This is a genomic window from Chitinophaga eiseniae, assembly GCF_012641265.1.
GTDB classification, from domain to species: domain Bacteria; phylum Bacteroidota; class Bacteroidia; order Chitinophagales; family Chitinophagaceae; genus Chitinophaga; species Chitinophaga eiseniae_A.
The window spans coordinates 712,002-738,673 of record NZ_JABAHZ010000003.1; the positions used below are offsets into that span (position 1 = coordinate 712,002).

Genomic DNA, 26,672 nt, shown 5'->3' on the forward strand with positions numbered 1-26,672 from the left:
AAAACATTAGTCTTATGTAACGGTTACAGTTTCAGTAACGCTTTCAGTGGATCTTTACCGAACAGCAGCTGCTCAGGATTTTCCAGCATTTCTTTCACTCTTACCAGGAAGCTTACAGACTCGCGACCATCAATGATACGGTGATCGTAACTCAGCGCCACATACATCATTGGACGAATCACTACCTGTCCATTAATAGCCATCGGGCGTTCCTGTATTTTGTGCATACCCAGGATAGCAGATTGCGGGATATTAATGATAGGGGTGCTCATCAGGGAACCAAATACGCCACCGTTAGTGATCGTAAAGGTACCACCGGTCATTTCCGGTACGGTTAATTTGTTGTCGCGGGCTTTGGTAGCCAGTTCCAACACTGCTTTTTCGATGCCGGCCATATCCAGGCTTTCCGCATTGCGGATAACCGGTACTACCAGGCCCTTAGGTGCAGAAACAGCAATGGAAATATCACAGAAGTCGTGGTATACCAGTTCATCGCCATCAATGTACGCATTTACAGAAGGGAACTCCTGTAAAGCGAAGCAGCAAGCTTTGGTAAAGAAGCTCATAAAGCCCAGGTTTACCTCATGCTGTTTTTTGAAGACATCTTTGTATTTAGCACGCAATGCCATAATCTCTGTCATGTCTACCTCATTGAAGGTAGTGAGCATGGCAGTAGTATTTTTAGCTTCCACCAGGCGGCGGGAAACAGTTTTACGCAGGTTGCTCATCTTCTCACGGCGTTCCTGGCGGGTAAACATTTCCTGTCCGATGGCTACACCCGGATTTTTCAGGGCAGCATATACATCGTCCTTCATGATTTTACCGTGCGCACCGGAACCTTTGATGCTGGACGGATCTACTTGTTTGTCCGCAATAACGGCTGCAGCTACTGGTGTAGTTTTAATATCATTCGGGATGCTGGTAACAGGCGCCTGCTGTGGTTGTGGAGCAGCGGTTGGCTGGGCTGCCGGAGTGGCTGCCACCGGGGCTGCTTTACCTGCTGGTCTTGCTACACTGGTATCAATCTTACAGGCCACATCACCAATTTTTAAGGTATCTCCTTCTTTAGCTACGGTAATCAGGGCGCCAGCTTCTTCTGCGTTCAGTTCGAAGGTAGCTTTCTCTGATTCCAGTTCACATACCACTTCATCACGCTCTACATAATCACCATCTTTCCGTATCCATTTTACCAGGGTTACTTCACTGATAGACTCTCCTACTGTAGGCACTTTCATATCAATCGTCCCTTTATTCACTGCCGGAGCTACTGGAGCGGATGATGCTTCCGCTACAGGCGCAGCTGTAGCTGCCGGTGCTGCGGCTGCTGGTGCTGTTGTGGAAGCTGGCGCAGCGGCGTCTGTATCGATCGTACAGGCTACCTCACCAATCTTCAAAGTAGCGCCTTCCTGGGCTGCGGCTGCAATCTTCAGAATACCCGCTTTTTCTGCATTCAGTTCAAAGGTTGCCTTCTCAGATTCCATTTCACATAATACCTCGTCCTGCTGCACATAATCTCCGTCTTTCTTCAACCACTTTGCAATTGTTACCTCGCTAATAGATTCTCCTACCGTAGGGACTTTGATTTCGATAACCATATTTAATCAGTTGATGGTGATACCGGGCTTCCTGCTTTCGGCGCTAGCTTGTCAACACAAACCCCGGTTATTCTGTTTATTCGTTTAATTTTTTTAGATGTTAAAAGCCGTATCAATAATCTGTTGCTGCTCGCGTGCATGCACTTTCGCATAACCGGTAGCAGTGGAAGCGCTCGGATTACGGCTGATAACGCCGTAATTGATCTGTTTCAGATTCATTTGCAGATACGCTGCTGCTCCCATATTCAACGGCTCTTCCTGTACCCAGAAGAAAGTGGCACCCTTATATTTCTGCGCAATCACTTCCAGCTGTTTTACCGGCAATGGATACAGTTGTTCCATGCGAACGATGGCCACATCTTTACGGTCATCCTTAGCTTGTTTATCACTCAGGTCGAAATACATTTTACCAGTACATAACAACACTTTCTTCACCACCGCTGCATCATCGATAAACGGATCATCCAGCACCTCTTTAAATCCACCCTGCGTAAATTCAGCCATGGTAGAGTAAGCACCTACGTGACGCAGGTTAGCTTTGGGCGAGAAGTTAATCAGTGGTTTGCGGAACTGCCAGGTTAGCTGACGACGCAACGCATGGAAGAAGTTGGCAGCCGTAGTGATATTGGTAATCACCATGTTTTCCTCAGCACATTGTTGTAAGAAACGCTCCGGACGGGCATTAGAGTGATCTGGTCCACCTCCTTCATATCCGTGAGGCAACAACATCACCAAACCATTCTGGGTAGTCCATTTCTGCTCTGCACTGCTGATATATTGGTCAATCACTGTTTGCGCACCGTTTACAAAGTCGCCATACTGTGCTTCCCACAATACCAGGTTGTTAGGGTTGGCCATGGCATAACCATATTCAAAGCCCAACACACCATATTCGCTCAACAATGAGTTATAAATTCTGAATTTGCCCTGGTTTTCCTGGAAATGACTAAGACGGTTATACGTTTCGTTGGTATTCTCATCAAACAAAACCGCATGACGGTGAGAGAAAGTACCACGCTTCACATCTTCCCCGCTCATTCTTACGTCTTTTCCTTCGATCAGGAGACTGGCGTAGGCCAACAGTTCACCGGTGGCCCAATCTACCTTACCTTCTTCTTCGTACAGTTTTATTTTATCCTGCAGCAGTTTGCTCACTTTCCGCAGTGGTACGAAGTTTTCCGGCCATTTCATCAATCCGTCGAACAGGCGTTTGAAATCCTCTTCCTTGATGGCAGTTACCGGGGAAGCGTCAAAGTCCTGTGACGTGGCTTTACGGAGGGCCAGCCACCATTGTTCCGGTTTCTGGTTGGCGTAAGGCAGCGGATGCTGCTTCACTTCATCCAAACGAGCCTGCAAATCGGCCCAGAACACGGTTTCCATTTCCTTTGCCAATGCCTGTGCATCAGACTCGCCATTCTTCAGCAGGAACTGGGTATATACTTCACGCGGATTGGCGTGTTTTTCAATCAGTGCATACAGGCTTGGTTGCGTGAACTTAGGCTCATCGCCCTCATTGTGTCCATGCTTACGGTAACACACCATGTCGATGAACACATCTTCATTGAATTCCTGGCGGTAACGGGCAGCCAGCTGTGATACTTTTACCACGGCTTCCGCATCATCGCCATTTACGTGAAATACCGGCGCCTGTACGATAGAAGCCACGCTGGTGCAATAGTCTGAGGAGCGGGCATCATCGAAATCGGTCGTAAAACCGATCTGGTTATTGATTACAAAATGAATGGAACCACCTACGTAGTAGCCTTTCAGTTTGCTCATCTGCTCTACTTCATACACAATGCCCTGACCAGCTACGGCAGCATCACCGTGAATAAGGATAGGCAGTATTTTATCGTAATCGCTGTTATAGATCACATCGGCTTTACTGCGGGCAAAACCTACTACAATCGGATCTACCACTTCCAGGTGGGAAGGGTTAGGCATCAGTTGCAGGTTTACCTGGCTGCCGGCAGGAGTAGTTACCTGTGACCGGAAACCCAGGTGATATTTCACGTCGCCGCTACCCATGGTCATATCCGGGGTAGCCAGTCCTTCAAATTCGTTGAAGATCTGTTCGTATGTTTTTCCGAGGATGTTGGCCAATACGTTCAAACGGCCGCGGTGAGCCATACCGATCACAGATTCCTGTACGCCATATTCTGCGGCCACGTTGATGATCGCATCCAGCGCAGGAATGGTGGACTCGCCTCCTTCCAGGCCAAAACGTTTTTGCCCGATATATTTTGTGTGAAGGAATTTTTCGAAGATAACACCCTGGTTCAGCTTCTGCAGGATGCGGCGGCGCTGTTCAAGCGACAGGGGCTGGGTCATCACAGTTTCAAACTCCTTTTCCAGCCATTTCGCTTTCGTGCGGTCGTTAATGTAAGTGTATTGCAAGCCTACGGAAGCAGCATAGATCTGGTTCAGGTAAGCAACGATTTTTTCCAGCGTAGCCTTGCCTACACCGATGGTAGTGCCGGCAAAGAACTCAGTTTTCAGATCAGCGTCCCCTAATCCAAAACTGGCGAGGTCCAGGTTGGCTTTCCGGTCTTTTCTCTCACGGATGGGGTTGGTTTTAGCAATCAAATGGCCCTTTTTGCGATACGCCTGTATCAGGCGGTATACACCCAGTTCTTTCGCCAACTGGTCATCACTCACCGGCAATGAAGTGCTGCCCCCTGCTACGGGCGCTGCTGCCCCTGCATGACCGTTTACATTGGATACTGCAAAATCAAATCCTTCGAAAAATTTAACCCAATCCGGGTCTACAGAGTTGGGATCTTTGCGGAAATCCTGGTATAACGATTCTATGTAAGCAGGATGTGAGTTAGTGACGAATGAGAAGTCCTTCATTTACAACGAGTTTTGCTGATCTTCAGTTCAAATACTTTTCTGTTGGTCCCAATACATTAATATATGGGATTGCAAATATCGCTCGTTTTTCGATACGCTGGTTGGAAAAAATGAGAAAAAATCAAGTGATTATCTGTGATAAATCAGCCTTATATTTGCACTTTGACGGAAAAACTACATTTAGTTTGTTTTGTAAATGGAATATAGTTACCTTTGCCGTCCGAAACTTGAAATTTGAAAAATGGCAAACCATAAAGCAACAAAAAAAGACGTACGTCAAAGCAGAAAGCGTAATGAGCGTAATCGTTACTATGGTAAAACTACCCGTAACGCCATCCGTGACCTGAAAGCAGTGACTGACAAGGCAACAGCGGAGAAAGATTTAGCTGAGGTAGCTTCCATGATCGATAAGCTGGCTAAACGTAACGTTATTCACAAAAACAAAGCTGCAAATCTGAAAAGCAAGCTGGCTAAGAGAGTTCTGACCCTCGCTTAATTGTTTCAGTAACAATATTTATAGCTCTTCCTCCAAAAGGAAGGGCTTTTTGTTTTTCCTCTCACGATCGTATATGAAAAAGATACTTATCCTCCTCGCCTCCCTGTTGCCATATTGCGGCTTCGCCCAGGACCTGGCCACCCGGTACGAAAAAACCAACGGCCGCGAAACAGCTACCTACCCGGAAGTGATTCAATACTACCAGCTGCTGGCCAAAAGATTCCCGCAAATCAACCTCCGAACCATCGGTACCACCGATGCCGGGTTCCCCCTTCACCTGGTTACCTATTCCCCCAAACGGGATTTCGACTTTAAAAGCCTGCATAAGAAAAATAAACGCATTATACTTATTAACAATGGCATACATCCCGGCGAACCCGACGGCATAGACGCCAGCATGATGTTGCTCCGTGACCTGGCCCTGGGAAAAACCAAGCTGCCCGATAACGTAATCCTGGCGGTGATCCCGGTGTATAATATCGGTGGCATGCTCAACCGTTCGCCCTGGTACCGGGTTGACCAAAATGGCCCCGATGCCTTCGGTTCACGCGGTAACGCACAAAACCTCGACCTGAACCGCGACTTTATCAAGGCCGACTCCAAGAACGCTTTAGCGTTCCAGCAAATCTATCACCTGACCGACCCCGATGTATTTGTGGATAACCATGTGAGCAACGGCGCCGACTACCAGCATATTATGACCCTGCTCACCACCCAGCATAATAAACTGGGCGGCCCTATGGGCGAATTCATGAACAAAACATTTGAACCTGGTCTCTATAGCCTCATGAAAGAAAAGGGCTACGACCTCGTTCCCTATGTTAATCATTTTGGCGAAACACCCGATAGCGGATGGGTAGAATTTGCCGACGGCCCCCGCTACTCCACCGGCTACACCACCCTCTTTCATACCTTCGGGTTTGTGCCGGAAACACATATGCTCAAACCTTATCCACAGCGTGTAAAAGCTACTTATGCCCTGATGGAATGCTTTATACAGTTTACTTCTACCCACAGTGAAAACATCCGGCAGTTAAGAGACGAGGCTAAACAAACTTCTCTTACCCAGTCCAGCTTCCCGCTGGCCTGGCAGTTTGATATGAAGCAATACACGAATATTACGTTCCGTGGCTTCGCTGCCGGGCACAAGCCCAGTGCCATTTCCGGCCTGCCGAGGTTATATTACGACAGAACCCAACCCTATGTCAGGCAGGTAAAATTCTATAACCAGGCCGTAGCCGCCAATTTTGTGGAAAAGCCCGTGGCATATATCATCCCACAGGGGTGGTGGGCCGTTATTCATCTCCTTAAAAATAACAACGTACAAATGCAACCGCTAGCCAGGGATACCACCCTGTATGTGGAAGTATATCATATAGCCGACTTCCAGACCTATAACAAACCGTTCGAAAAGCACTACGTGCACACCAACATCAAAGTCAACAGCACCCGGGATTCCATTCGCTTCCGGAAAGGCGATTGGTATATTCCGATGAATCAGGCGGCCAACCGCTTCCTCATGGAAACGCTGGAACCTACCGGCAGCGATTCGTTCTTCGCCTGGAACTTCTTCGACGCAATACTCGGGCAAAAAGAAGGCTATTCACCCTATGTGTTTGAAGATACCGGGGCAGCGTATCTGAAAGAGCACCCGGAATTACAGGAGCAGCTAAACAGGAAAAAAGCGGCTGATACCGCCTTTGCCAATAATGGCAGCGAGCAGCTGGAGTTTGTTTTTAAAAACTCGCCTTATGCAGAACCGGAGTACATGCGCTACCCCGTGTACAGGGTGCGGTAAGCGCTATACCCGCTCCAGCCGCAGCATCACGTGCTGCTCTCCAAAAAAGTGATTGTAAAATAAAATGGAATGGACCGGCGCAGTCAATTGCTCCTGCATGGGAAACCAGGAAGCTGGCAGTTGCTGCGCTCTCAATATCCGGGCCCCCAACCAGAGACCAAATGCACCTGCCGTATCATATTCGCCACATAAATGCTTGAAGGGCAACTGGGGTACACCGGGGAAACAGGCATCCAGTACCTCGTAGTAATGTTCGTGGTTGCTGTCGCCATTACGGCCACAAATAATCAAATCTGCACCCTCACTAAAATCCCGCAAGGCGGTTGCCAGCTTTTCTTCACTGGGCTTATACAACATCCTAAACCCGGAAATAGCCGCATAACTCTGTGGAGTAGCAGCACCGGTAAGCGTAAAGAAAGTGGCACCCTCGCCTGCTATGGTACCGGGAGATAAATGCTGGTATACCTCCTGGCTGTTGACGGATGTCGACTTCCAGCAGCCAATCCGGCTCTTGATATAGAAATGTTCTTTGGTAATTTCTTCAAAAGCGCCGGTAAGCGTATGGGATGCTCCCTCCTGTATCATCATGATACTGTCGAGCAACGCATTTTCAAAGGAGAAACCGCGATGTACAAACGTATTGTTATAGGCCGTGCATTTTTGCTGGAGGGCAATCAGACCATTCACGGAATTGTAGGTAGATTGAATAAATGGCGTAGGATTTAAAGCAGTTTCTTTATACTCGACAATTTCTTTAATGAACTTTTCGGTATCCTGTAAACTGCCTTTCCCGGTGCCAGTGATAATCGGACCAGGTGTGGAGATTCCGCTATCCTGTATACATTTCAGTGCGGCGGTGAGTCCCATTTTCAGCGTACGCGTCATACGACGCAGGCTGTTGCCGGGAATAAACGGTTTGTAGTCAGGTTCTATACAGGCAAGCAGGTTACTATCTGTATGCACCAGTGGCGCCTGAAAAATATCTCCCTCAAAAGTTGGCTGAGGAGAAATGGCTGCCATTCCTTGTATATAACACTTACCCTTCATATTTACTGATCACCAGGGAAGCATTGTTGCCCCCAAAGCCGAATGAATTTGAAATAACATTGTTGACGGGGTATCCCTCCAGTAATTGTGTTACCGGCGTAATGCTCAATTCTTCCATTTTTTCCGAAAAATTGAGATTTGGGAATATTAACCCGTGTTGTATCGCTAATATGGAATAAATGGCTTCGATTGCACCTGCTGCCGCCAAAGTGTGCCCGGTAAAGGGTTTGGTGGAACTGAACAGGGGTACTTTGTCGCCAAATAATCGTTCCAGCGCTTTTCCTTCTGATACATCGTTGTTGAGCGTGGCGGTACCATGCACATTGATATATTCCACCTGTTCCAGGGAGTGGCCACTCATGGCCAACGCGGTTTTCATGGCTTCATAAGCGCCATCTCCATCCGGCGAAGGAGACGTGGGGTGGAAAGCTTCATTGGTATTACAATATCCGCTCAATTCTGCGAGGATGCGACTATTGTTGGCTTTAGCAAAAGATTCGCTCTCCAGTACCAGGTAGGCCGCGCCTTCTCCCAGGTTCAACCCGGTACGTTGCTGATCAAAGGGACGGCAAAACTGCTTATCCACATTTTTCAGGGAGTTGAAACCATTCAGCGTAAAGCGGGTCAGCGCTTCTGTGCCCCCGCATACCACACGGGGTAACATGCCCTGCCTGATCATACGCGCGCCAAACATCAATGCATTGGCGGAAGAAGAGCAGGCCGTGCTGATGGTGGCAATATGTTCGCTGAATCCAACAACATCAGCTATACGTTGTGTACAGTCGGCGCAATCCAGCGTATCAATGTATTGTAAAAAGGCGCCGTTTTTTTCGGGATCTATGATATCGAAATATACTTTTTCGGTATCACACATTCCACCAACAGTACTGGCATTGATAAAGCCGGTAGGGACAGATTGCACCTCCTCAATCCCAGCATGCTGCAAAGCTTCCCGCATAGCGATCAATCCCAGCAAGGTAGTACGGGTATAACCGTCTTTCACCGGTACCCCAGCCAATGCAAACAGCGATTCGCTGGGATGTTTTACTTCCGCCACCGGCAGCACCTGCCGGTAAATGGTATCGATATATTCGGTATAGCCCAGGCCACTGTGCTGAGACCGCAGACTGTGCAGGTTTCCGACCACATCATCACCAATGGCGGTGATCATTCCTACCCCTGTTATAAAAACTCTTTCCGCCATGCCGCCAATTTACCTACGCGGGTTGTTTGGATGTAATAAATTCTGCCATTGACTGAACAGACTGTAAGATCTTACGACCTTCACGGGGATCTTCTACCTTTATGTGGTATTGTCTTTCCAGTAATACCATCAATTCAAGGGAATCAATACTATCGAGTCCTAAACCTTCGCCAAACAGGGGTGCATTGTCATCAATGTCTTCTGGTTTGGTATCCTGCAGGTTCAGCGCCTCAATGATTTGTTCTTTCAGTTTCTTTTTTAATTCTTCCATAATGTTGTAGGTTTATCACCTGCTGTTCACACAGGCGAACGCCCTTGTGGGGGGTAAAAATACAGTTTTACTATTGTTTTGAAAACATTTATCAGTTCAATCTTCGTTTTTCCATCCACCCGGCTACGGCCAGCATAGCCAGTCCTGTGAGTATCAGTTTTACTACATTCTTCCACACATAATCAATATCTCCATTACGCAGGTAAATATCGTTAATTGCATCCAGTCCCCAGCTCAGGGGAGATAAATGCCCCAGCAGCTGCATTTTTGCCGGCATCACTTCTAACGGAATCCATATACCACCAATGGCCGATAAAATGACAATGGAGATAGCCCCGAAGTTAAGCGCCTGGTTAGGCGTTTTAAATATCGTGCCCACCAGGATGCCATAGGCCGTAGCTGCCAGTCCGATACCTGTCGCTACCAGCAAAGTAGCCCCGTGATGCTGACCCATTTGCAGGGTAGGCAGATCCAGTAAAGGCATCACATAAATACCTACCAGCATCATCAGGTAAAATTGTAATACACAGATGCCTACGAAAAAAAGCATTTTTCCCGCCAATATCGCCAGGTAAGATCCTGGAATCAACTTCATCCGCAGCAGGCTGCCATCTTCCCGTTCCCGGATCATATTCCCTGCAATGGGAATAACGATAAAAAACATCGCGAAAATGCTCCAGGCCGGCACATTGTGCTGTACCGAATTGGAAATAACATCCAGCTGTTTGCCTGTACCGGTGCTGTGCTCCTGTAATCCAACGGCCTGCAAACGAATAGGCAGCGTATCTGTGGCGTTGGCCACCGAATCTTTACTTTTCAATTGCTGTTTGATACGACCCAACAACATATCGGTTTCCACCTGCGTCAGGAAATTATCCAATGCCTGGTGAATAGCCCCTTTGAAGGCTTTCTTCGCAGCCGGATCAAAGTAAATGATCACGTTCAGCGAGTCGGCCTGCCGTTTTACCGGCAAAGAAGCCGACATGCCCATCCGCTTTGTAATATCATTTACAATATGGTTGGCATTGCTCACAATAGCCGCTGTAGCCCCTTCCGGTACAATGATGCTGATCTTGTATTTACCTTCGTTGACCAGTTGCCGGGCCCGCTCTGCCGTGATAGGCTTACCTTCCAGCGAATCAATAATATTGAATTGCCCGCCAGATTCCAACCCTTCCCTGATATAACGGCCCAAACGGCCATGGTCATTATCTACCGTTAATATGTCAAACTTGATATCCTGGTAATCTTTGAACGGCGCATCCTGTATCAGCGCCATCACCGTAATTAATACTACAGGCATTACAAACAGCAATATCAATCCTGTTTTATCGCGCAACAACAGCTGCCATTCTTTTCTTATTGTTGCCAGTAATCTTAACATAGCTGTTACAGCGCTTTTTGTATTCGTTTAATGTAAATGCCAAAAGCTAGTCTCTCACCGCATGTCCTGTGAAATGCAGGAACACATCTTCCAGGTTATTACATGCTGCATGTTCGCGGATCAGGGTAAGGGGATGGCCATGTACAATCATTTTGCCGGCATCCATAATCACCACTTCTTCACATAAAGACTGGGCTTCTTCCAGCAGATGGGAGGTATAAAGTATACTGGCTCCCTGCCGGTTATAGTCGCGCAGAAACTGTAATATCATGCTACGGGACTGCACGTCCACCCCTGCGGTGGGTTCATCCAGTACCAGCAATTGGGGGTCGTGCAAAATAGCGGCAATAATATTTGCCCGCCGCTTCATACCACCGGAATATTTATAAATTTCTTTATGCGCACTCGCTTCCAATCCAAACAGCTCCAGGTAGTGCATAATTTTCTGCTGTAATGCCTTGCCTTTGAAGCCATAGAGGTTGCCAAAGTAGGTGAGGTTTTCCACAGCAGATAATTGTGGATACAGGGCAATCTGCTGGGGCACTATCCCGATGAGCCGCTTAATGGCTTCCCGGTGTGCTGCATCCTGTTTTAAACCATGGATGAACACATCTCCGGTATCACTCTTCACAATACCACATAAGATAGAAATAGTGGTGGTTTTTCCTGCGCCATTAGGTCCTAATAAACCGGCAATTTTTCCCTTTTCAAACTGAAACGTCAACCCTTTCAGGGTAGGCTCTGCGCTTCCTTTGTAGGTTTTATATAGTTCGTTGACAGTTATGCCGGACATGCTTATTCGTATTTAAAACTTCACCTGTGCCAGCTTCCGGAAGAAAGCCTCCTCGGAGGCAGCACAAGCCATCAACATCTCACTTAATTCTTTATAAGATACATCGCTGGTAGACCGGCTTTTACAAACCCGCCCTGCTGCAAATGCAAAATTACGCCACAAATCCCCGGTTTGCGTAAGCTCTCCGGCCAGCTTGCTCAGCTGGTTGTTTTTCAATACGACCGACGCTTCCTGTAAAAAAGCGGCATACAGGAAGCGGAAACCTGCACCTCCGGTGCCTATTTCTTCCTGCATACGGATAATATTTCCCAGGTACAACGTGGCTTTACGGTCGCCCGGGTTGGTAGCATAGTTGGCTACCCTCTTAGCCAGAAACCGTATTCCTTTTACGCCAAACATAGGCAGCGGTACCTTCAGCATAAAGTGGCAGGCCTGCGCAATACCTTCCTGGATTGGTTTTTCCAGGGATACTTTCGCCGGTACATGCACGGGATAATACATCTTTCCTTTGGGGGCAGGAAATCCTTTGGCAAAGCGCGCCTGGGAAAGGCTTTCCGGATCTATGGTCGTCACCGTATCCATTACCGGGTCGCTCACCAGGTATTGATCTTCCTGCTTACCATATACCACCAGGTTATGCGCGTTAAAATGAAAACGGTAGGAAGGCGGGAAATAGGGCAGATAATACACGCTGGACTGCAATCCCACCGGGATACCTGCTGCCACTACTTTGTCGAGCGCCAGCATCCCCTTCTCCGGTGTGGAAAACTTTTCAGACTCCATTTTCACCCCCAGGCGTTTACATACCCGCTGGAAAATAGCGCCCGGCCAGATACGATAGGTAGTTCCGGGCACACCATTCACCTTTACGAAGGGCAGGTGTCCGAAAAATATACCGGCGCCTATACCAAATGCCATTGGTTCGCTGATCTGCAAACCCTGGTGTCCCAGCAGGTTTGATATTACTCCACTCTCACAATGAGCTGTCTGTTTGTGTTGGAAAATAGAATTACTCATATTATTATTGGTCGTAAAGACACAAAGCAGCAAAACGCACAAAGAAAATATAAACAATCTGTTCTTTGCGCGTTTCGCTGCTTTGCGCCCCTGCGTGATATTTATTTTATCTGTAACAGCTCCGTTACACTCACTTTGAAGGCATCGGCATACCGTTGCAGCATTTTAGGCGAGAGTTTTTTAAAGACGCCGGGCTTCATATGCTTTTTTACCTGCCACTGGAATTTTCCCACATAATTGGCCAGTAGCGCGAGGTCCATCAGGTTCTTTTCCATGTAGTAGGCTACGGGGCTGATTTCCCCTGCTTCCACACGGGCGCGGGCAGCCTTTACCTTTTCATTTACTTCTTCCCAGGCCTGGTCCAGTGCAATGTTTTCCGGCTCCCAGCCTGCACTTTGCACCTGCACATAATTGCCGGAATTATCCACCGCATACATAATCTGTTTGAATGTACCTTCATGCAGGTTGTCGCTGTCTTGTGGTACTTCCTCTTTTTTCATGATAGCAGTTTTTAGAAGTGATCCTTATACTACAGTAATATGCGCGTAGGCATAAGAGAAACGTGCGCTCTCCGGTACCATCAGCACTACTTTCTGTCCTTTCTTCAGCCGACCGGTATTCATCAGCTCTTCCAGCATCAGGTAAGGCGATGCCGTACCTACGTTACCTACATTGGCCAGGTTGGTAAACCATTTGTCCAATGGAATAGGCACACCCAGGCGGGTAATTTCCTCATCGATCTTTAATCTGAAGAACTCGGAAGATAAATGCGGCAGGAAGAAATCTATTTCATCCAGGTTGATCTGGTGACGTTCTACCAGCTCTTTCCACATTTTTGCTCCCGAAGGAACTATATTCTTACCCAGTAAACGGGTATCCTGTTTAAAAGAAAAAACGCTATGCTGTGCCCACTCTTCCGGTGTCATATCTATCCAGCCGGTTGTGTTACCATCCGGTTGCTTAATAGCACCTGCATACATACAGGTTTCCAGCTCGTTGGCGTAAGACAGTATTTCTACCCAGTCAACCCGCAGGGATAATCCTTCTTCATTAGGCTTATCCTGGAACAGCGCGGCACTGGCGCCATCGGACAGCATCCAGCGGAGGAAGTCTTTTTCAAAAGCGATGATAGGATTTTCGTCCAGGCTTTTCAGGTTTTCTGCTTCCGGCTGAAATTTCTGTGCCAGCATCCAGGCGGAAAATTTTTCTGAACCAGTACTTACCGCGTTGGAAGTATTGCCACAACGAACAGACATCCAGGCATATTTGAAAGCCTGCATACCGGCTGCGCAAGCGCCTGTAGCAGCAATCAGTTCTACCGGCTGACATCTTAAAATACCATGTACCATCGCGGCATGATTGGGGAGCAGCTGGTCGGGAGAAGTGGTACCACAGGCCAGCAACTCTAATTTGTTGATGGGGAATTTCTCATCGAACAACTGTTCTACTGCTGTTGCCGTCATTTCGGCATTGGAATGCGTTGATTTGCCATCCTTGTCTAAAGAGTAGTAACGCGTCTTAATTTTATTGTTACCTAAAATCTTTAAACGTGCACGAGAAGGTTTTCCGTCTACCATGCCGAGAATGCTCTCCATTTCATCATTTTCAACAGGCTTGTTAGGTAAAAATTTCGACAGCCTGGTAATATAAACTTCCTTCATTTGAATATTATTCGTCTTTAAAGGCTACATGTAATAACCTGATCAACACTGACTTGCCTTACCAGACAGCGCTCAGAGATAAATATGTTTTTTATTTAAAATGCGTTATACACCGGACGTAAATATAGAACTCTAATCGGAATTACAACTATCACGCCGTAGCGTAAAGCTACCTAATAAAGCAGGTTACCGCAAAGAAATACCTTTATAGTAGTCCACTTCCCTGCGTAGCTGGTTCTTCTTCAAATTGAGCTTTATAATAGAAGTAATCAGGCTAATGGGTGTTAATACAAAGATACCGGCTAACAGTAATCCTCTGTACATACTTACCCGGCCCTGGCGGGAAGCCGCTCCTGGTCCGCCTTTGGCGCTAATGAACTTTGCCCAGAAACGGAAAGCCCTGATCCCTTTGGCTTCCAATACCACCAGGTTAGGTTTCAGTTCTACGGCATCGAGCGCCAACAACTGCGGATGTAAATCATTCCATTGTTGTTGCAATAGCGCTTTTTCCAGCGGCGCGGCAAAACGGTTGGAGGTAATGATTTCGTTTTCCTGTATACCTGCCTGTGGTAAAAAGCGGGTGGCCTCCTTCTTTCCCTTGAATGCCCAACGGAGGATGGTAATTACAGAGATAAGATTAGGAGATTTATCTACCAGTACAATATTGCCGACCAGCTGAGCGCCGGCCTGCTGCAAATACCCTTTTACTTTTTCCTGTGCATTGAGCCACATATTCCTGCTGCCCAATAATGTCACTACGTTCTTCCCTTTCAATAACTGCCTGCCTGCATCGCTTTGCAGAAAAGCGGCTGTAGGCTGGGAAGGCGACAGGAACCAGGGCTGGTATGCCATGATCACCAGGTCGAAATGAGCATTCACATCCACTTTCAGCGGTTGTATGGCACGCGGGGTCAACTGCACCGTTTCCGGCATAGTATCATAAAATTGCTGTTTCCCCCATGGAAAAGGGAACGGCGTTACTGGTACCAGCTGCTCAAATGTAATATCGGCTTTGCCTTCCAACGGAGCCAGCACATGATCAATAACCCTTTTCAATTGCCCTGTCTGGGTATAATATACCACCAGGATCCTCGGTCTTTCGTTCATAAAAGGAATAGGAGTTCAACAATTCAAAACGTAATTCCAACAACTTAATTGGCGAAAACTACAAATCAAACCGTAAACATACAAAAAAACGGTCATCATTCATGTGATTTAATGATAATTTGATGCGAATCGTTGATGGGGTGGGGTATTTTTAATTGAGGTAACTGCTTGTGCCCCAGCCAGGTACAGCATCAGCCGGCATAAAATTGCGAATGCTGTACCTGGACTCAAGGACTTGTTATGTTTGTAAAACTTCCCCTATAAACATCGAAAGGGTGCGAATTATGATATTCGAAGTGTTAAAAATTTGCAAATGTTGATTTTATTTCTTCTGTACGGTACCTGAACCGGTAACGGAAGAATTAACGGAAGGGGCGCCTCCGTAGTTTACATTTCCGGAGCCTGTAATCTTTGCATCCAGTTTCACGCTGGCATATACATCTGCATCGCCGCTACCCGCAATTTTAACGCTGGCATTTTCCGCCAGGAGCTTATCTCCTTCAAAATTGCCGCTGCCGGCAATCACCAGGTCCATATCCCGGGTTTCACCTTTCAGCTGGATGTTACCAGAACCGGCAATAGATGCTTTTACAGCCGGGGCATTGATTTCACCACTGAGGTTACCAGAACCGCTCAGGCTGAACTTCACGTTGGACTTGGTGTTAAATCTATCCGTTAATTTCAGATCACCCGCTCCGGCCAGACTGGCCTCGTCTACCTCCGGGGTGGTTAAATATACATTGATGTCTCTATGTGTGCTGACAGAAATACCTCTTTTAAAACGTACTATTAACCGGTCACCCTCCCGGGCAAATTCTATCAACGGTATAATGTTATCTTCTGCCTCAATAACGGCAGGCTTAGCCTCGCCCTGGGACAAGAATACATTCATACTACCTTCTACCTTGAGTTGATGGAAAGCTGCTGACTGTCTTTCTTCTTTAGTGACATGCCCGTTTCCTTTTACCCGGTTCTGGCCGATTACATCGCAGGAATTTAACAGTAAAACAGTAGAAAGAGCCACAGTGGCCTGACATAGGAGAGATTTTGTTGATATCATGGGTCAAGATTATTGCAGAAAGATACGCCAGATTTCTGAATTTCGAATTTCAAAATCTGAAATTGACCGAAGGGCTTTATCTTTGCACCACCATGACAGAAAAGATACTTATCCTCGATTTCGGTTCCCAGTATACACAGCTGATTGCACGCAGCATCCGTGAACTGAATGTTTATTGCGAAATTAAGCCTTGCCTTCAGCCCATCGCCTGGGATGAAACGATCAAAGGTGTTATATTATCAGGCAGTCCTTTCTCCGTAAATGATGAAAAAGCGCCCAACATCGACATTGCAGCCATTGCAGCAAAAGTACCTGTACTGGGCATCTGCTACGGCGCCCAGATGATGGCCAAAAATTTCGGCGGAGAAGTAGCTAAAAGCAACATCCGCGAGTATGGCCGCGCTTTTATGGAACACCAGGACAGGGAAGAGAAATTATTATATGATATCTCCCCCAAAAGCCAGGTATGGATGAGCCACTCCGATACCATCAAACGTATTCCGGAAAATTTCGATATCATCGCCACTACAGAAAATATCCCGGTAGCTGCCTTCAAAAGCACCACTGCTGCGGCTAATCCTATATTCGGTTTACAATTCCACCCGGAAGTAACCCACTCCCTGGAAGGCAAACAAATTTTACGCAACTTCCTGGTACATATCTGTAACTGTCAACAGGACTGGACACCAGCTGCTTTTGTACACGAAACAGTAGAAAAGATCAAAGCACAGGTAGGCGAAAAGAGAGTGGTAATGGCCCTCAGCGGTGGCGTAGATTCTACTGTAGCGGCAGAACTGATCCACAAAGCCATTGGCAAAAACCTCTTCTGCATCTTTGTAGACAACGGTCTCCTGAGAAAAGATGAGTTTGAAACCGTACTTGAATCCTATAAACATATGGGATTGAATGTAAAGGGAGTAGATGCGAAAGCACTGTTTTATGGTCAGCTCAACGGCGTTTCCGACCCTGAGCAAAAACGCAAGATCATTGGTCGCCTCTTCATAGAAGTCTTCCAGCAGGAGGCTACCCAGCTAACAGACATTTCCTTCCTGGGCCAGGGTACTATCTATCCTGACGTGATTGAATCCGTTTCCGTGAATGGTCCTTCAGTAACGATCAAATCGCACCACAACGTAGGTGGATTACCGGAAAAGATGAACATGCAACTGGTAGAGCCCCTGCGCTTCCTCTTCAAAGATGAAGTACGCCGCGTAGGCCGTGAAATCGGTATCAGCGAAATATTCCTGGGCCGTCATCCTTTCCCGGGTCCAGGTCTTGCCATCCGTATCCTGGGCGCTATCACTCCAGAAAAGGTACATATGCTGCAGGAAGCAGATGCTGTATATATTGAAGGCCTGAGAGAAGCCGGCCTGTACGACAAAGTATGGCAGGCAGGCACCATCCTGTTGCCAGTGCAAAGCGTAGGCGTAATGGGAGATGAACGCACCTACGAATTTACGGTAGCGTTACGTGCAGTAACCTCGGTAGACGGCATGACCGCCGATTGGGCGCATCTGCCTTACGAATTCCTCGCTAAAATGTCTAACGACATCATTAACAAGGTAAAAGGCATTAACCGCGTGGTATACGACATCAGCTCCAAACCACCGGCCACCATAGAGTGGGAATAATTTATTTTTGATATAGCTTAAAGCAAAAAGCTATTGAAGCGGAGATAGATGCGGGTATTGTTAAGGTATTGCGCTGGTTGTTCGCTTCAATGGCTTTTTGCTTTTTTACGTTAAGCTTTCTGCATTTTACCGGTAGCTTTCAGCTACTAGGAATGATTTTTGTAAATTAGCGGCCATTATGAACCATTTAGTTTCCATAAAGAACCTGTTATCCGGCTTCGTACTCCTGGCATTGATCAGCTCCTGTTCTTCTTCCAGGAAAAGCACTTCCCGGGTAGACGGGCCACCGCCATCATTGAGTAAACCTACCCCGGCCAAAAAGCCGGAAGAGAAAAAAGAAACCGCCAAAGCAGCTCCCTTCAACGTGCCAGCGTTTGCGAAGGAAGTAAAAAAAGGTACTTACAACATTGCCTTCTTTGCACCGCTCTACCTGGATTCTGCTTTCGCCAACTCCACTGATATTCCCGGCCGCACTATTCCAAGATATGTATTACCCGGACTCGAGTTTTACGAAGGCGCCCAACTGGCACTGGATTCATTGCAACAGCAGGGATATAACCTGAAAGTAAACGTATACGACAGCAAAGCCAGGCAAAGTGTATCCTCCCTCATCCGGAGTAAAGCACTGGATGCAACAGACCTCATCATAGGTGCGGTCAATAACCCCGAACTGAAGGAGCTGGCCGATTTTGCCAAAGAAAAAGAAATCAATTTCGTGTCGGGTACCTTCCCGAATGATGCAGGTATCACTGATAACCCATTTTTATATATCTCCAACAGCACACTCAAAACACACTGTGACGCCCTCCAGAACTATGTACAGGATGCTTTTGCCAATAAAAACATTGTGCTGCTTCGCAGGAACACCGCTTTCGAAGCCCGCCTCGCCGCCGATTTCAAAGCATCCTACGAAAAAATGCAGAGCGCTAAAAAAGTAAGGATCAAAGAAGTAATATGGAGCGACGCTACGACTACGGATGAAATTTCCAAGTACCTGCTCACCGACCGTACCAACGTAATATTGGTAACAGCGCTCGATGAAGCCGGCGCCAAAAGCCTGCTGCGTAAGCTAAGCGTTTCTGCGGCTACCTATCCCCTGCAGATATTTGGTATGCCCACCTGGGATGTATTTAAACTAAAAGAGCCGGAATTCAAAGGGCTGCAGATCTATTACTCTTCGCCGTATTTCAACGATAAAACAGATGCTTACAGCAAATATATAAACGACTATTTCCGCAGAACCTACAAAGCCCGTCCGTCAGACATGGCCTATAAGGGATTTGACCTGACCTATTACTTTGTAAGGCTGCTGCACAATAACGGCGTTTATTTTAATGGTATGGTAGAAACGGCGCCTAAAGTAATTACCAGCTATAATTTCCAGCCGGTTTACCTGAAAGAAGGTGAGCAAATGCCCTCCTACTTTGAAAACAAAAATATCTTTATCATCCAGAAAGGAGATAGCTCGGATATTAAAATGAATAAACAGTAGGCGCAATACCTGCGTACTTTATAAATGAAAGCGCCTCCCATGCTATAGCGTGGGAGGCGCTTTCATTTATGTTAACCTATTCTCCGGTAAAACCATAATAGCTGCCCGATGGCCAATAAACCAATTGCCACCAGGATACTCAAACCAGCACCATAAGCGCTCCATCCTTTCAACGTAGCCATTTCCATGGCCAATCCTACCAACGATAAACCCAAACCACCACCCAGCGCATTGGCCGTACCATTAATGCCTGATGCCAGTCCCTGCTGCCGCTCGGGTACACTTTGCACTGCCAGGATAGTTACACAAGGGAAAGTGATAGCCATTCCGAATGAATTGATACAAGCTACTGCTCCTAAGATGAGTAATAAAGGATAGGCAGTGAAATAACTGGCAACAAAAAACAAGATGCCTCCCAGCATACACGCATAGCCTAAAATGCCCGTTTTCGCCACTCCCAGCCGGGTAAACAATCGCGGTAATACAAATTTTGAAATGATACCGGATAAAATACTGAAAGGAAAGAGCAGCAATCCTGCCTGCGACGGGCTGAAGTGAAGATCGTGCTGCAGGTATAGCGTCAGCATAAATATATAGCTCAGGAACATACTGCCCAACAGCGCGGCGCCAGCATTACCGGTAATGACTCCCCGCAGCCTGAATAAACGGAAATCGACCAACGGAGATACATGAGCAAGTTCCCGGCGTACAAAAAAAATAGCGCCGCCAATAAACAACAACAGCCACGCGCCATATTTCGTATAGTGCTGGCCAATGTTTACCAGGTCGTGGATCAACCAGGCTGCCAGCATCATCAGCATAGTAATCAGCAAGGCACTGACAGCGTTGTTCGGCATTTTTACCACCGGCGTTTCATCGGCAGGGATATATATTACCGCCAGGAGAATGACCACACCAATCACCGGTACATTGATGAAAAATACCCATTGCCATCCCAGGTAATTGCTGATGAGTCCTCCTATAGCCAGGCCGGTAGCAAATCCAATTCCCGCCATCGCACCAAAAATTCCCAGTGCCCGGTTCCTGGCAGTGGCCTCGGTAAAAGTGTTGGTAATAATCGCCATGGCTGCTGGAATGGCCAATGCCACACCGGCCCCCTGCAAGCCCCGGCATACCAGCAGCCAGGCAAAACCTGGAGAAAATCCCGCCGCCAGCGATGCCAGCACAAAAACGAATGCACCAATAATAAAAATGCGCTTCCTGCCACGGGTATCAGCCAGGCGCCCGCCCAGCAACACCAACCCCGCATAGAACAATACATATACTGTTTGCACCCACTGGATAGCATCCGGCCCAAAATGAAAGAACGCTTCCATCTGGGGAATAGCCATGTTTAATACAGATACGTCTAATGCTTCGAAAAAAATAGCCATACAGGCCACCGTTAAAATAATACGTTGTTTCATCAGGTGCAAACCTAGTAAATCATATCACATGTAATTTTTTTGCAAAAAATTTAGAACAAACACCTATTATTAGCATAAAAAATAGAATTTTGTCTTAAATAGAAAATAAGATGGTCAACAAAAAAGAAAATACTACCGACGCCCCACTTTCCCTCGACGAAAAAGACATGGGCATCCTGAAGCTGTTGCAGAAAGATGCCAAGATGACCATCCGCGATATTGCAGCGCAGCTCAACCTGAGCACCACACCAGTGTATGAACGCATCCGCAAAATGGAGCAGGCTGGGGTCATTAAGCAATACGCTGCTATTGTAGATCCCCGGAAAATAAATAAAAGCCTGACCGTGTTATGTTATATTACACTCAAGGAGCATAATAAAAAATGTGGTAAGAAGTTTATCCAGGAAATCCTGAATTTCACAGAAGTAACGGAGTGTCTGAATATCTCCGGTGAATTTGACTTCATGATAAAAGTACAGGTAAAGGATATGGATGAATACCGTGAATTTTATGTAAATAAATTGGGAGAGCTAGACAACCTGAGTCATACGCAAAGTATATTTGTGATTTCAGTGATCAAAGCTACCCACCAGGTAGTTTTTTAGCCGCATGTGCTACACTTCCAGATACCGATGTTCAAACTAAGGTTCCACCGGGTTCATCAGGTCGAAGCCAACGTGAAAATCGAGGTAGCCCGCGGCCGATTCTCCCGGATCAAATACTACTACCATAGAGCAAACTGGCTTCCTGCTACGGGAATTAGCCGTTTCAAAAGCAATACCCTGCTGGGTATCTTCATATACTGCAATACGCCTTGCCTTATTGGCTGTTTCGTATAGCCGTACCAGTTTAATACCCGGATAAGCTTTTTTGATGGTCGACAAAGTACTGCCGGCCCCTACTCCTTTTGCCGTTTTGAATTTGGGTGAATTAACCCGGATCTGCTTTACATACTGCGTATCCTGTGTACGCATGGCAGTGAATACCGCCAGCATATGCGTTGAATCAATGCTGTTATCTTTCTTCCGGCTATACCAGATACGCCAGGCTTTCATCATAGCGGCATCTCCTCCATCCGGCTTACCTAATACTGCCAGGCTCTGTGCCGGCGCTTCCAGCTTTATTTGCCCGATACGCTGTCCGGGAACAATCGTCCAGGCGCTTTGCTGTGCACTGCTTTCCAGTGTAAACAACAGAGTAGATAAGAATAAGGTAAGATATCGCATAACAAGAGTATTTAATAAAGTAAGACAAAAACACTGCCATCCTTACATGAAAATTTTGGTAGTTAAAGTGATGCAAAAAAAAGAAAGTAAGGATTTTCTTAACATTTACAACTCTAATTTTATCCCTGTAAGGCCTTACTGTAGCAACTTTTAATTAAACCACTCAACTATCACCTGAGAACTTACAGACATGAAGAAAATTCTATTGCTCCTGCTTCCGTTCGTAGCAGCAGCGCTGATTACCCGTGCCCAAACCATTCACTATGGCGTTAAAGGGGGACTTGGACTTTCGTCTAAAACCTCCAAGGTATTTCCATCTTTTTACGGAGGTGGCTTTGCCAACTTCAAATTGAATGACCATTGGTCCCTGCAACCCGAAGTACTATATTCCTATAATGGTCAAAACCAAAAATTTACGATACTTGATCCGGGAGAACCACTTCACACCGTGACATTCAAAACCAGAGAAAAATATCTCAGCGTACCCCTAATGGTACAATATCATATCACGTCAAAGCTATACGTGGAGGCCGGTCCGGAAGTAAGCATGTTGTTGGATGCCAAACAGGGCTCCGCAGGCAACTGGCAGCACTATACCAGCTATTATCACCGGTTTTCCCTGGCTGGATCTGCCGGCGTTGGTTATAAACTACCCTTCGGGCTTGGTGTTTCCGCCAGGTATATGTATGGCATTACGAAATCAATCGGCGCCGAATACAACTCAAATCTAAGAGTTGGTATCGACTATACCTTCGGAAAAAAATAAGCCGGCCGCATCCATTTAACCTGTTACTGTCACCCGGTGGTATAGCCATTTTTGGTTATACCACCGCTTATAGAATCCAGGGAATACTTACATTTGAAACATGTTACTCAAATTCCCGAAAGATCAGGACGGACAGCAAATACTCAAAGCAGGCAATACCCATTTTGCCATGCTGAAACAACGCAGCATGGCCAATAAACGTACCATCTTCCTGAAAGAAAATGTGATCATTTTTGTACTCTCCGGGTATAAACTGCTACATTTTGACCAGCAAACCGTAAAAGTAGAAGCCGGCTCCCTGTTGTTGATGAAACGTGGCTTTTACGTGATGTCTGACTTCGTGGAAGAAGGGTTGCAATTCAAAAGCCTGTTGCTTTACTTTTCTGACGAACTGCTACGCCGGTTCCTTCATAAATTCAACTATATCACTCCTCAGAAAGCTGCGGCAACAGATCATTTAGTTATACCGATTAATCCGTTGATGGAAGCATTCCGGGAACAATACATCCACTATTTCCACCAGGAACCAGCTACCTTACCGGCGCTTTTACCGGTAAAATTATATGAGCTGTTCCTGCTGTTGTTAGCTACTCCGCAACACGCTACCATACTTGCTTTCCTGCAACAAATCGTCCATGCCCAGCCCCAGGACCTGGCCTTTATGGTACGGCAACATTTATTTCAACCCCTGACACTGGAAGAAATGGCCAGGCTTTCCGGTCGCAGCCTCGCTTCTTTTAAACGGGATTTTCAGCAACAGTTTCATACTTCTCCCCGCAAATGGATTAATGAACAACGGCTTTCCTACGCCTACACGTTGTTGCAAACCACTCCATTGCAGGTGGCGGAAATAGCCTTGTCATGCGGATTCGAAAGCACCTCACACTTTATCCGGATCTTCAAACAAACCTACGGTATTACACCTAATCATACCAGAGCCAAAAAAGCAATGATCTGAGCTTTTTGCGTTACCCACGGGTATGACTTCCACAGTAGCTTTGCTGTTATAAAATGATAACATGCAAACGACACAGGAAAAAAACAAAGCCGTAGTAAGACGCTTCAATGAAGAATTTATTATTAGAGGTAACCTCGATGCCTTCGAAGAGATAGTGGCACCCGGATTCATTAACCACACCGGCGTACCCGGCTACAACGATCGCATAGGTACCCGCAATTTTATCACCCAACTCCTGCACCCTGCGCTCCCCGATATCCAGCTGGAGATTTTTGATATGATCGCGGAAGATGATAAAGTAGTTACCCACAAAGCTTTTACAGGCACCCTGCAGGCAGTGTTCATGGGACAAGCACCTACTGGCCGTAAGACTACCCTGCGTATCATTGATATTATCCAATTGAAAGACGAACAATATATTGCCCATTGGTCGATACGTGAATTGATCACCACCTGATTGTTTGCCAAATTATGCTTACTTTAAGCGTATGAACCGCAAGCATTTTTTATCCTCTCTTGTTACCTCCGGCGTGGCGCTTTCGTCGCTGCAAACATTGGCCGGCATGAGCTTACCCGCAGTTTCAGATAAAAAGGAACCACTTGTTCCTCCTTACCTGAAACCCGGCGACATTATCGGTATTACCTGCCCCGCAGGATATATCAAAAGAGAAGAGATACAACCCGCCATCCGTATTATGGAAAGCTGGGGATTTAATATTCGTATAGGCAAAACCGTAGGAACACGCGACTTCAGCTTTGGCGGCACCGACACGGAGCGACTGGCCGACCTGCAAGCCATGCTGAATGATGATAACATCAAAGCTATTATGTGCGGGCGTGGCGGATACGGTACCGCGCGTATTATCGACCAGCTCGACTTTTCCCGGTATCAACGCAAACCTAAATGGTTGATTGGTTTCAGCGACGCCACCGTATTACATTGTCACATTAACCGGCACTTCGGAATTGCTTCCCTGCATTCCAAAATGTGCAACAGTTTCCCTGATGAATTCAGTAAAGCGGAGCCTATTGTGCAGGATACCATCATGTCTATCTACCAGGCATTAACCGGTAAAAAAATGCAATACAACGCCCCTCCAGATACCCAAAACAGGAAAGGGAAATCCAGGGGCGTAATTATTGGCGGCAACCTGTCTATCATCCAGAGTATGTGTGGCACCGATTCTGAAATAGATACCAACGGTAAAATATTGTTTCTCGAAGAAGTAGGAGAATACCTGTATAGCCTGGATCGTATGCTGGGCACCCTGCAACGGTCACATAAACTGGACAACCTCGCAGGCCTTGTCATTGGCGGATTTAACCGGATCAAACCAGACGATCCCGGCGAAGAATTCGGAAGAACCATTTATGATATGGTTTTCGAAAAAGTAAAAAATACCAACTACCCGGTTTGCTTCAATTTTCCTGTAGGACATCAGAAGAATAACTATGCACTCAAGTGTGGTATGATGCATACGCTCAACGTTACCGACAACGGAACTACATTGGCGGAATAATTATTTTACGAGAAAAGTAATGATAAACAGTACGGCCAGTACATACATCACCGGGCTGATACTTTTATACTGCCCGGTTAATACCTTCAGTAGTACATAAGACAACATACCAAATACAATCCCTTCTGCAATACTATAGCTGTAAGGCATCATTACAATGGCGAGGAAAGCAGGAATAGCTTCCGTTACATCGTTAAAGTCTATTTTGGTGACAGCGCCCATCATCAGCATACCTACTATGATCAAAGCCGGCGCTGTAGCGGCTTGTGGGATCATGGCAAACACCGGCGCAAAAAACAGGGATAACAAAAACATGATGGCTACGGTAAACGAGGTTAATCCCGTTTTGCCACCAGCAGCAATACCGCTGGCACTTTCTACGTAAGCCGTTACCACACTGGTACCCAGCAACCCGGCGGCGGTGGTGCCGATGGCATCGGCCATCAGCGCCTGCTTGGCACGGGGCAAACGTCCCTGTTCATCCAGCAAACCCGCCTTATTGCAAAGTCCTATCAGGGTACCTACGGTGTCAAACAAATTTACCATCAACAGGGTAAACAGGATCATCACCATGTCCAGCGAAAATATTTTATCAAATTGCAGCTTAAAAGCTATAGGCGCCAGGGATGGCGGTAAGCTTACCAGGTGTCCGTTTTCGGGGAGATGGGTAATACCCAGGGGTATACCAATTATGGTCGCCGCCAGGATGCCTATCAACAAGGCAGCATTCACCCCCTTGTACATCAGCACCGCGCTGATGATCAGTCCTATCAACGCAATGAGCGGCCCTACGCTGGTGATATTTCCCATTTTCAGGATCACGCCGCCCAGCTTACCATCTCCCACATGATGCATGCCCGTTTCAATAATACCCGCATTGGCCATGCCTATCAGCGCAATCAATAACCCGATACCCACTGATATAGCATGTTTCAGGTTGCCCGGGATACTGTTGATAATAGCCTCCCGTATCCGGAACATAGATAGTACAATAAAAATAAGTCCTTCCAGGAAAACAGCTGTTAGCGCAAACTGCCAGCTATAGCCCATCGCCGATACAATCGTATAGGCAAAGAAAGCATTGAGGCCCATGCCGGGCGCCACGCCAATGGGCAGCCTGGCATACAAGGCCATCACGAGGGTACCAATGGCAGCCGCCAGGGCGGTAGCCGTGATCAGTGCCTGGAAGTCCATCCCTGTCTGAGAAAGGATACTGGGGTTTACCGCCAGTATATACGCCATCGTGGAAAAGGTGGTTAACCCTGCCAGTACTTCTTTCTTAACGGTTGTATTATTTTCGGAAAGCCGGAAAAATTTTGCGAGCATGCTGCAAAAATAGCGTTTCGCCATTTAGCATTTTATCCTA

24 protein-coding genes are annotated in these 26,672 nt (G+C 46.8%); 9 read left to right on the plus strand and 15 right to left on the minus strand.

Annotated elements, in window-relative coordinates:
- Positions 1–23: 23 nt before the first annotated feature.
- Together odhB and HGH91_RS16665 are read right to left on the minus strand one after the other, a co-directional pair.
- Positions 24–1,595, minus strand: coding sequence for a 2-oxoglutarate dehydrogenase complex dihydrolipoyllysine-residue succinyltransferase (gene odhB / locus HGH91_RS16660; RefSeq protein ID WP_168739928.1), 1,572 nt, complete (start codon positions 1,593–1,595; stop codon positions 24–26).
- A 93-nt stretch (positions 1,596–1,688) separates the two neighbouring features.
- A complete protein-coding gene (locus HGH91_RS16665; RefSeq protein ID WP_168739929.1) occupies positions 1,689–4,448 on the minus strand; it encodes a 2-oxoglutarate dehydrogenase E1 component in 2,760 nt (919 codons plus the stop codon).
- A gap of 241 nt (positions 4,449–4,689) precedes the next feature.
- Between HGH91_RS16665 and rpsT the strand changes: the two genes are divergently transcribed.
- A complete protein-coding gene (gene rpsT, locus HGH91_RS16670; RefSeq protein WP_145664951.1) occupies positions 4,690–4,944 on the plus strand; it encodes a 30S ribosomal protein S20 in 255 nt (84 codons plus the stop codon).
- 73 nt (positions 4,945–5,017) lie between these two features.
- Entirely contained in the window at positions 5,018–6,742 is a 1,725-nt protein-coding gene (locus HGH91_RS16675; RefSeq protein WP_168739930.1) for a M14 family metallopeptidase, read from the plus strand.
- Positions 6,743–6,745: 3 nt separating this feature from the next.
- On the opposite strand, the gene HGH91_RS16680 is transcribed toward HGH91_RS16675, so the two are convergent.
- From HGH91_RS16680 to HGH91_RS16725, 10 genes are all read right to left on the minus strand, one after another.
- Entirely contained in the window at positions 6,746–7,789 is a 1,044-nt protein-coding gene (locus HGH91_RS16680) for a beta-ketoacyl synthase chain length factor (protein WP_211092327.1), read from the minus strand.
- The gene (locus tag HGH91_RS16685) at positions 7,779–8,993 is read right to left on the minus strand and encodes a beta-ketoacyl-[acyl-carrier-protein] synthase family protein (protein WP_168739932.1); all 1,215 of its coding nucleotides are present in this window, start codon (positions 8,991–8,993) and stop codon (positions 7,779–7,781) included. The genes HGH91_RS16680 and HGH91_RS16685 overlap by 11 nt, the downstream gene beginning before the upstream one ends.
- A gap of 13 nt (positions 8,994–9,006) precedes the next feature.
- Positions 9,007–9,264: a phosphopantetheine-binding protein gene (locus tag HGH91_RS16690; RefSeq protein WP_145664939.1), complete on the minus strand. Its 258-nt coding sequence runs from the start codon at positions 9,262–9,264 to the stop codon at positions 9,007–9,009.
- A 91-nt stretch (positions 9,265–9,355) separates the two neighbouring features.
- Positions 9,356–10,648 carry an ABC transporter permease gene (locus HGH91_RS16695; RefSeq protein ID WP_168739933.1) on the minus strand — a complete coding sequence of 431 codons (1,293 nt, stop codon included), beginning with the start codon at positions 10,646–10,648 and terminating at the stop codon, positions 9,356–9,358.
- Between the two features lie 46 nt (positions 10,649–10,694).
- A complete protein-coding gene (locus HGH91_RS16700) occupies positions 10,695–11,441 on the minus strand; it encodes an ABC transporter ATP-binding protein (protein WP_211092328.1) in 747 nt (248 codons plus the stop codon).
- A gap of 12 nt (positions 11,442–11,453) precedes the next feature.
- Entirely contained in the window at positions 11,454–12,458 is a 1,005-nt protein-coding gene (locus HGH91_RS16705) for a BtrH N-terminal domain-containing protein (protein ID WP_168739934.1), read from the minus strand.
- A gap of 101 nt (positions 12,459–12,559) precedes the next feature.
- Entirely contained in the window at positions 12,560–12,958 is a 399-nt protein-coding gene (locus HGH91_RS16710) for a hypothetical protein (protein ID WP_168739935.1), read from the minus strand.
- A gap of 24 nt (positions 12,959–12,982) precedes the next feature.
- Positions 12,983–14,119, minus strand: a complete 1,137-nt coding sequence (locus HGH91_RS16715) for a beta-ketoacyl-ACP synthase III (RefSeq protein WP_145664927.1) — start codon at positions 14,117–14,119, stop codon at positions 12,983–12,985.
- Between the two features lie 186 nt (positions 14,120–14,305).
- Positions 14,306–15,226, minus strand: a complete 921-nt coding sequence (locus HGH91_RS16720; RefSeq protein ID WP_168739936.1) for a dialkylrecorsinol condensing enzyme — start codon at positions 15,224–15,226, stop codon at positions 14,306–14,308.
- A 322-nt stretch (positions 15,227–15,548) separates the two neighbouring features.
- Complete coding sequence (locus HGH91_RS16725) at positions 15,549–16,286, minus strand: head GIN domain-containing protein (RefSeq protein WP_168739937.1); 738 nt, start codon at positions 16,284–16,286, stop codon at positions 15,549–15,551.
- Between the two features lie 92 nt (positions 16,287–16,378).
- Between HGH91_RS16725 and guaA the strand changes: the two genes are divergently transcribed.
- Together guaA and HGH91_RS16735 are read left to right on the plus strand one after the other, a co-directional pair.
- Positions 16,379–17,917, plus strand: a complete 1,539-nt coding sequence (gene guaA, locus HGH91_RS16730; protein ID WP_168739938.1) for a glutamine-hydrolyzing GMP synthase — start codon at positions 16,379–16,381, stop codon at positions 17,915–17,917.
- Positions 17,918–18,095: 178 nt separating this feature from the next.
- A complete protein-coding gene (locus tag HGH91_RS16735) occupies positions 18,096–19,409 on the plus strand; it encodes an ABC transporter substrate-binding protein (RefSeq protein ID WP_168739939.1) in 1,314 nt (437 codons plus the stop codon).
- 71 nt (positions 19,410–19,480) lie between these two features.
- On the opposite strand, the gene HGH91_RS16740 is transcribed toward HGH91_RS16735, so the two are convergent.
- Positions 19,481–20,803 carry an MFS transporter gene (locus tag HGH91_RS16740; RefSeq protein ID WP_211092329.1) on the minus strand — a complete coding sequence of 441 codons (1,323 nt, stop codon included), beginning with the start codon at positions 20,801–20,803 and terminating at the stop codon, positions 19,481–19,483.
- 143 nt (positions 20,804–20,946) lie between these two features.
- On the opposite strand from HGH91_RS16740, the gene HGH91_RS16745 reads away from it, so the two are divergent.
- Complete coding sequence (locus HGH91_RS16745; RefSeq protein WP_145664911.1) at positions 20,947–21,441, plus strand: Lrp/AsnC family transcriptional regulator; 495 nt, start codon at positions 20,947–20,949, stop codon at positions 21,439–21,441.
- Positions 21,442–21,477: 36 nt separating this feature from the next.
- Here the strand turns inward: HGH91_RS16745 and HGH91_RS16750 are convergent, their stop codons facing one another.
- Complete coding sequence (locus HGH91_RS16750) at positions 21,478–22,062, minus strand: hypothetical protein (protein ID WP_168739941.1); 585 nt, start codon at positions 22,060–22,062, stop codon at positions 21,478–21,480.
- 190 nt (positions 22,063–22,252) lie between these two features.
- Between HGH91_RS16750 and HGH91_RS16755 the strand changes: the two genes are divergently transcribed.
- From HGH91_RS16755 to HGH91_RS16770, 4 genes are all read left to right on the plus strand, one after another.
- The gene (locus HGH91_RS16755; RefSeq protein ID WP_168739942.1) at positions 22,253–22,828 is read left to right on the plus strand and encodes a porin family protein; all 576 of its coding nucleotides are present in this window, start codon (positions 22,253–22,255) and stop codon (positions 22,826–22,828) included.
- 100 nt (positions 22,829–22,928) lie between these two features.
- A complete protein-coding gene (locus HGH91_RS16760) occupies positions 22,929–23,786 on the plus strand; it encodes a helix-turn-helix transcriptional regulator (RefSeq protein ID WP_168739943.1) in 858 nt (285 codons plus the stop codon).
- 61 nt (positions 23,787–23,847) lie between these two features.
- On the plus strand, positions 23,848–24,243 hold the full coding sequence (locus tag HGH91_RS16765; RefSeq protein WP_168739944.1) for an ester cyclase: 396 nt from the start codon (positions 23,848–23,850) through the stop codon (positions 24,241–24,243).
- Between the two features lie 31 nt (positions 24,244–24,274).
- The gene (locus HGH91_RS16770; RefSeq protein WP_168739945.1) at positions 24,275–25,306 is read left to right on the plus strand and encodes an LD-carboxypeptidase; all 1,032 of its coding nucleotides are present in this window, start codon (positions 24,275–24,277) and stop codon (positions 25,304–25,306) included.
- Here HGH91_RS16770 and HGH91_RS16775 read toward each other — a convergent pair whose 3' ends face one another.
- Entirely contained in the window at positions 25,307–26,632 is a 1,326-nt protein-coding gene (locus tag HGH91_RS16775; protein ID WP_168739946.1) for an NCS2 family permease, read from the minus strand.
- Positions 26,633–26,672: the final 40 nt, after the last annotated feature.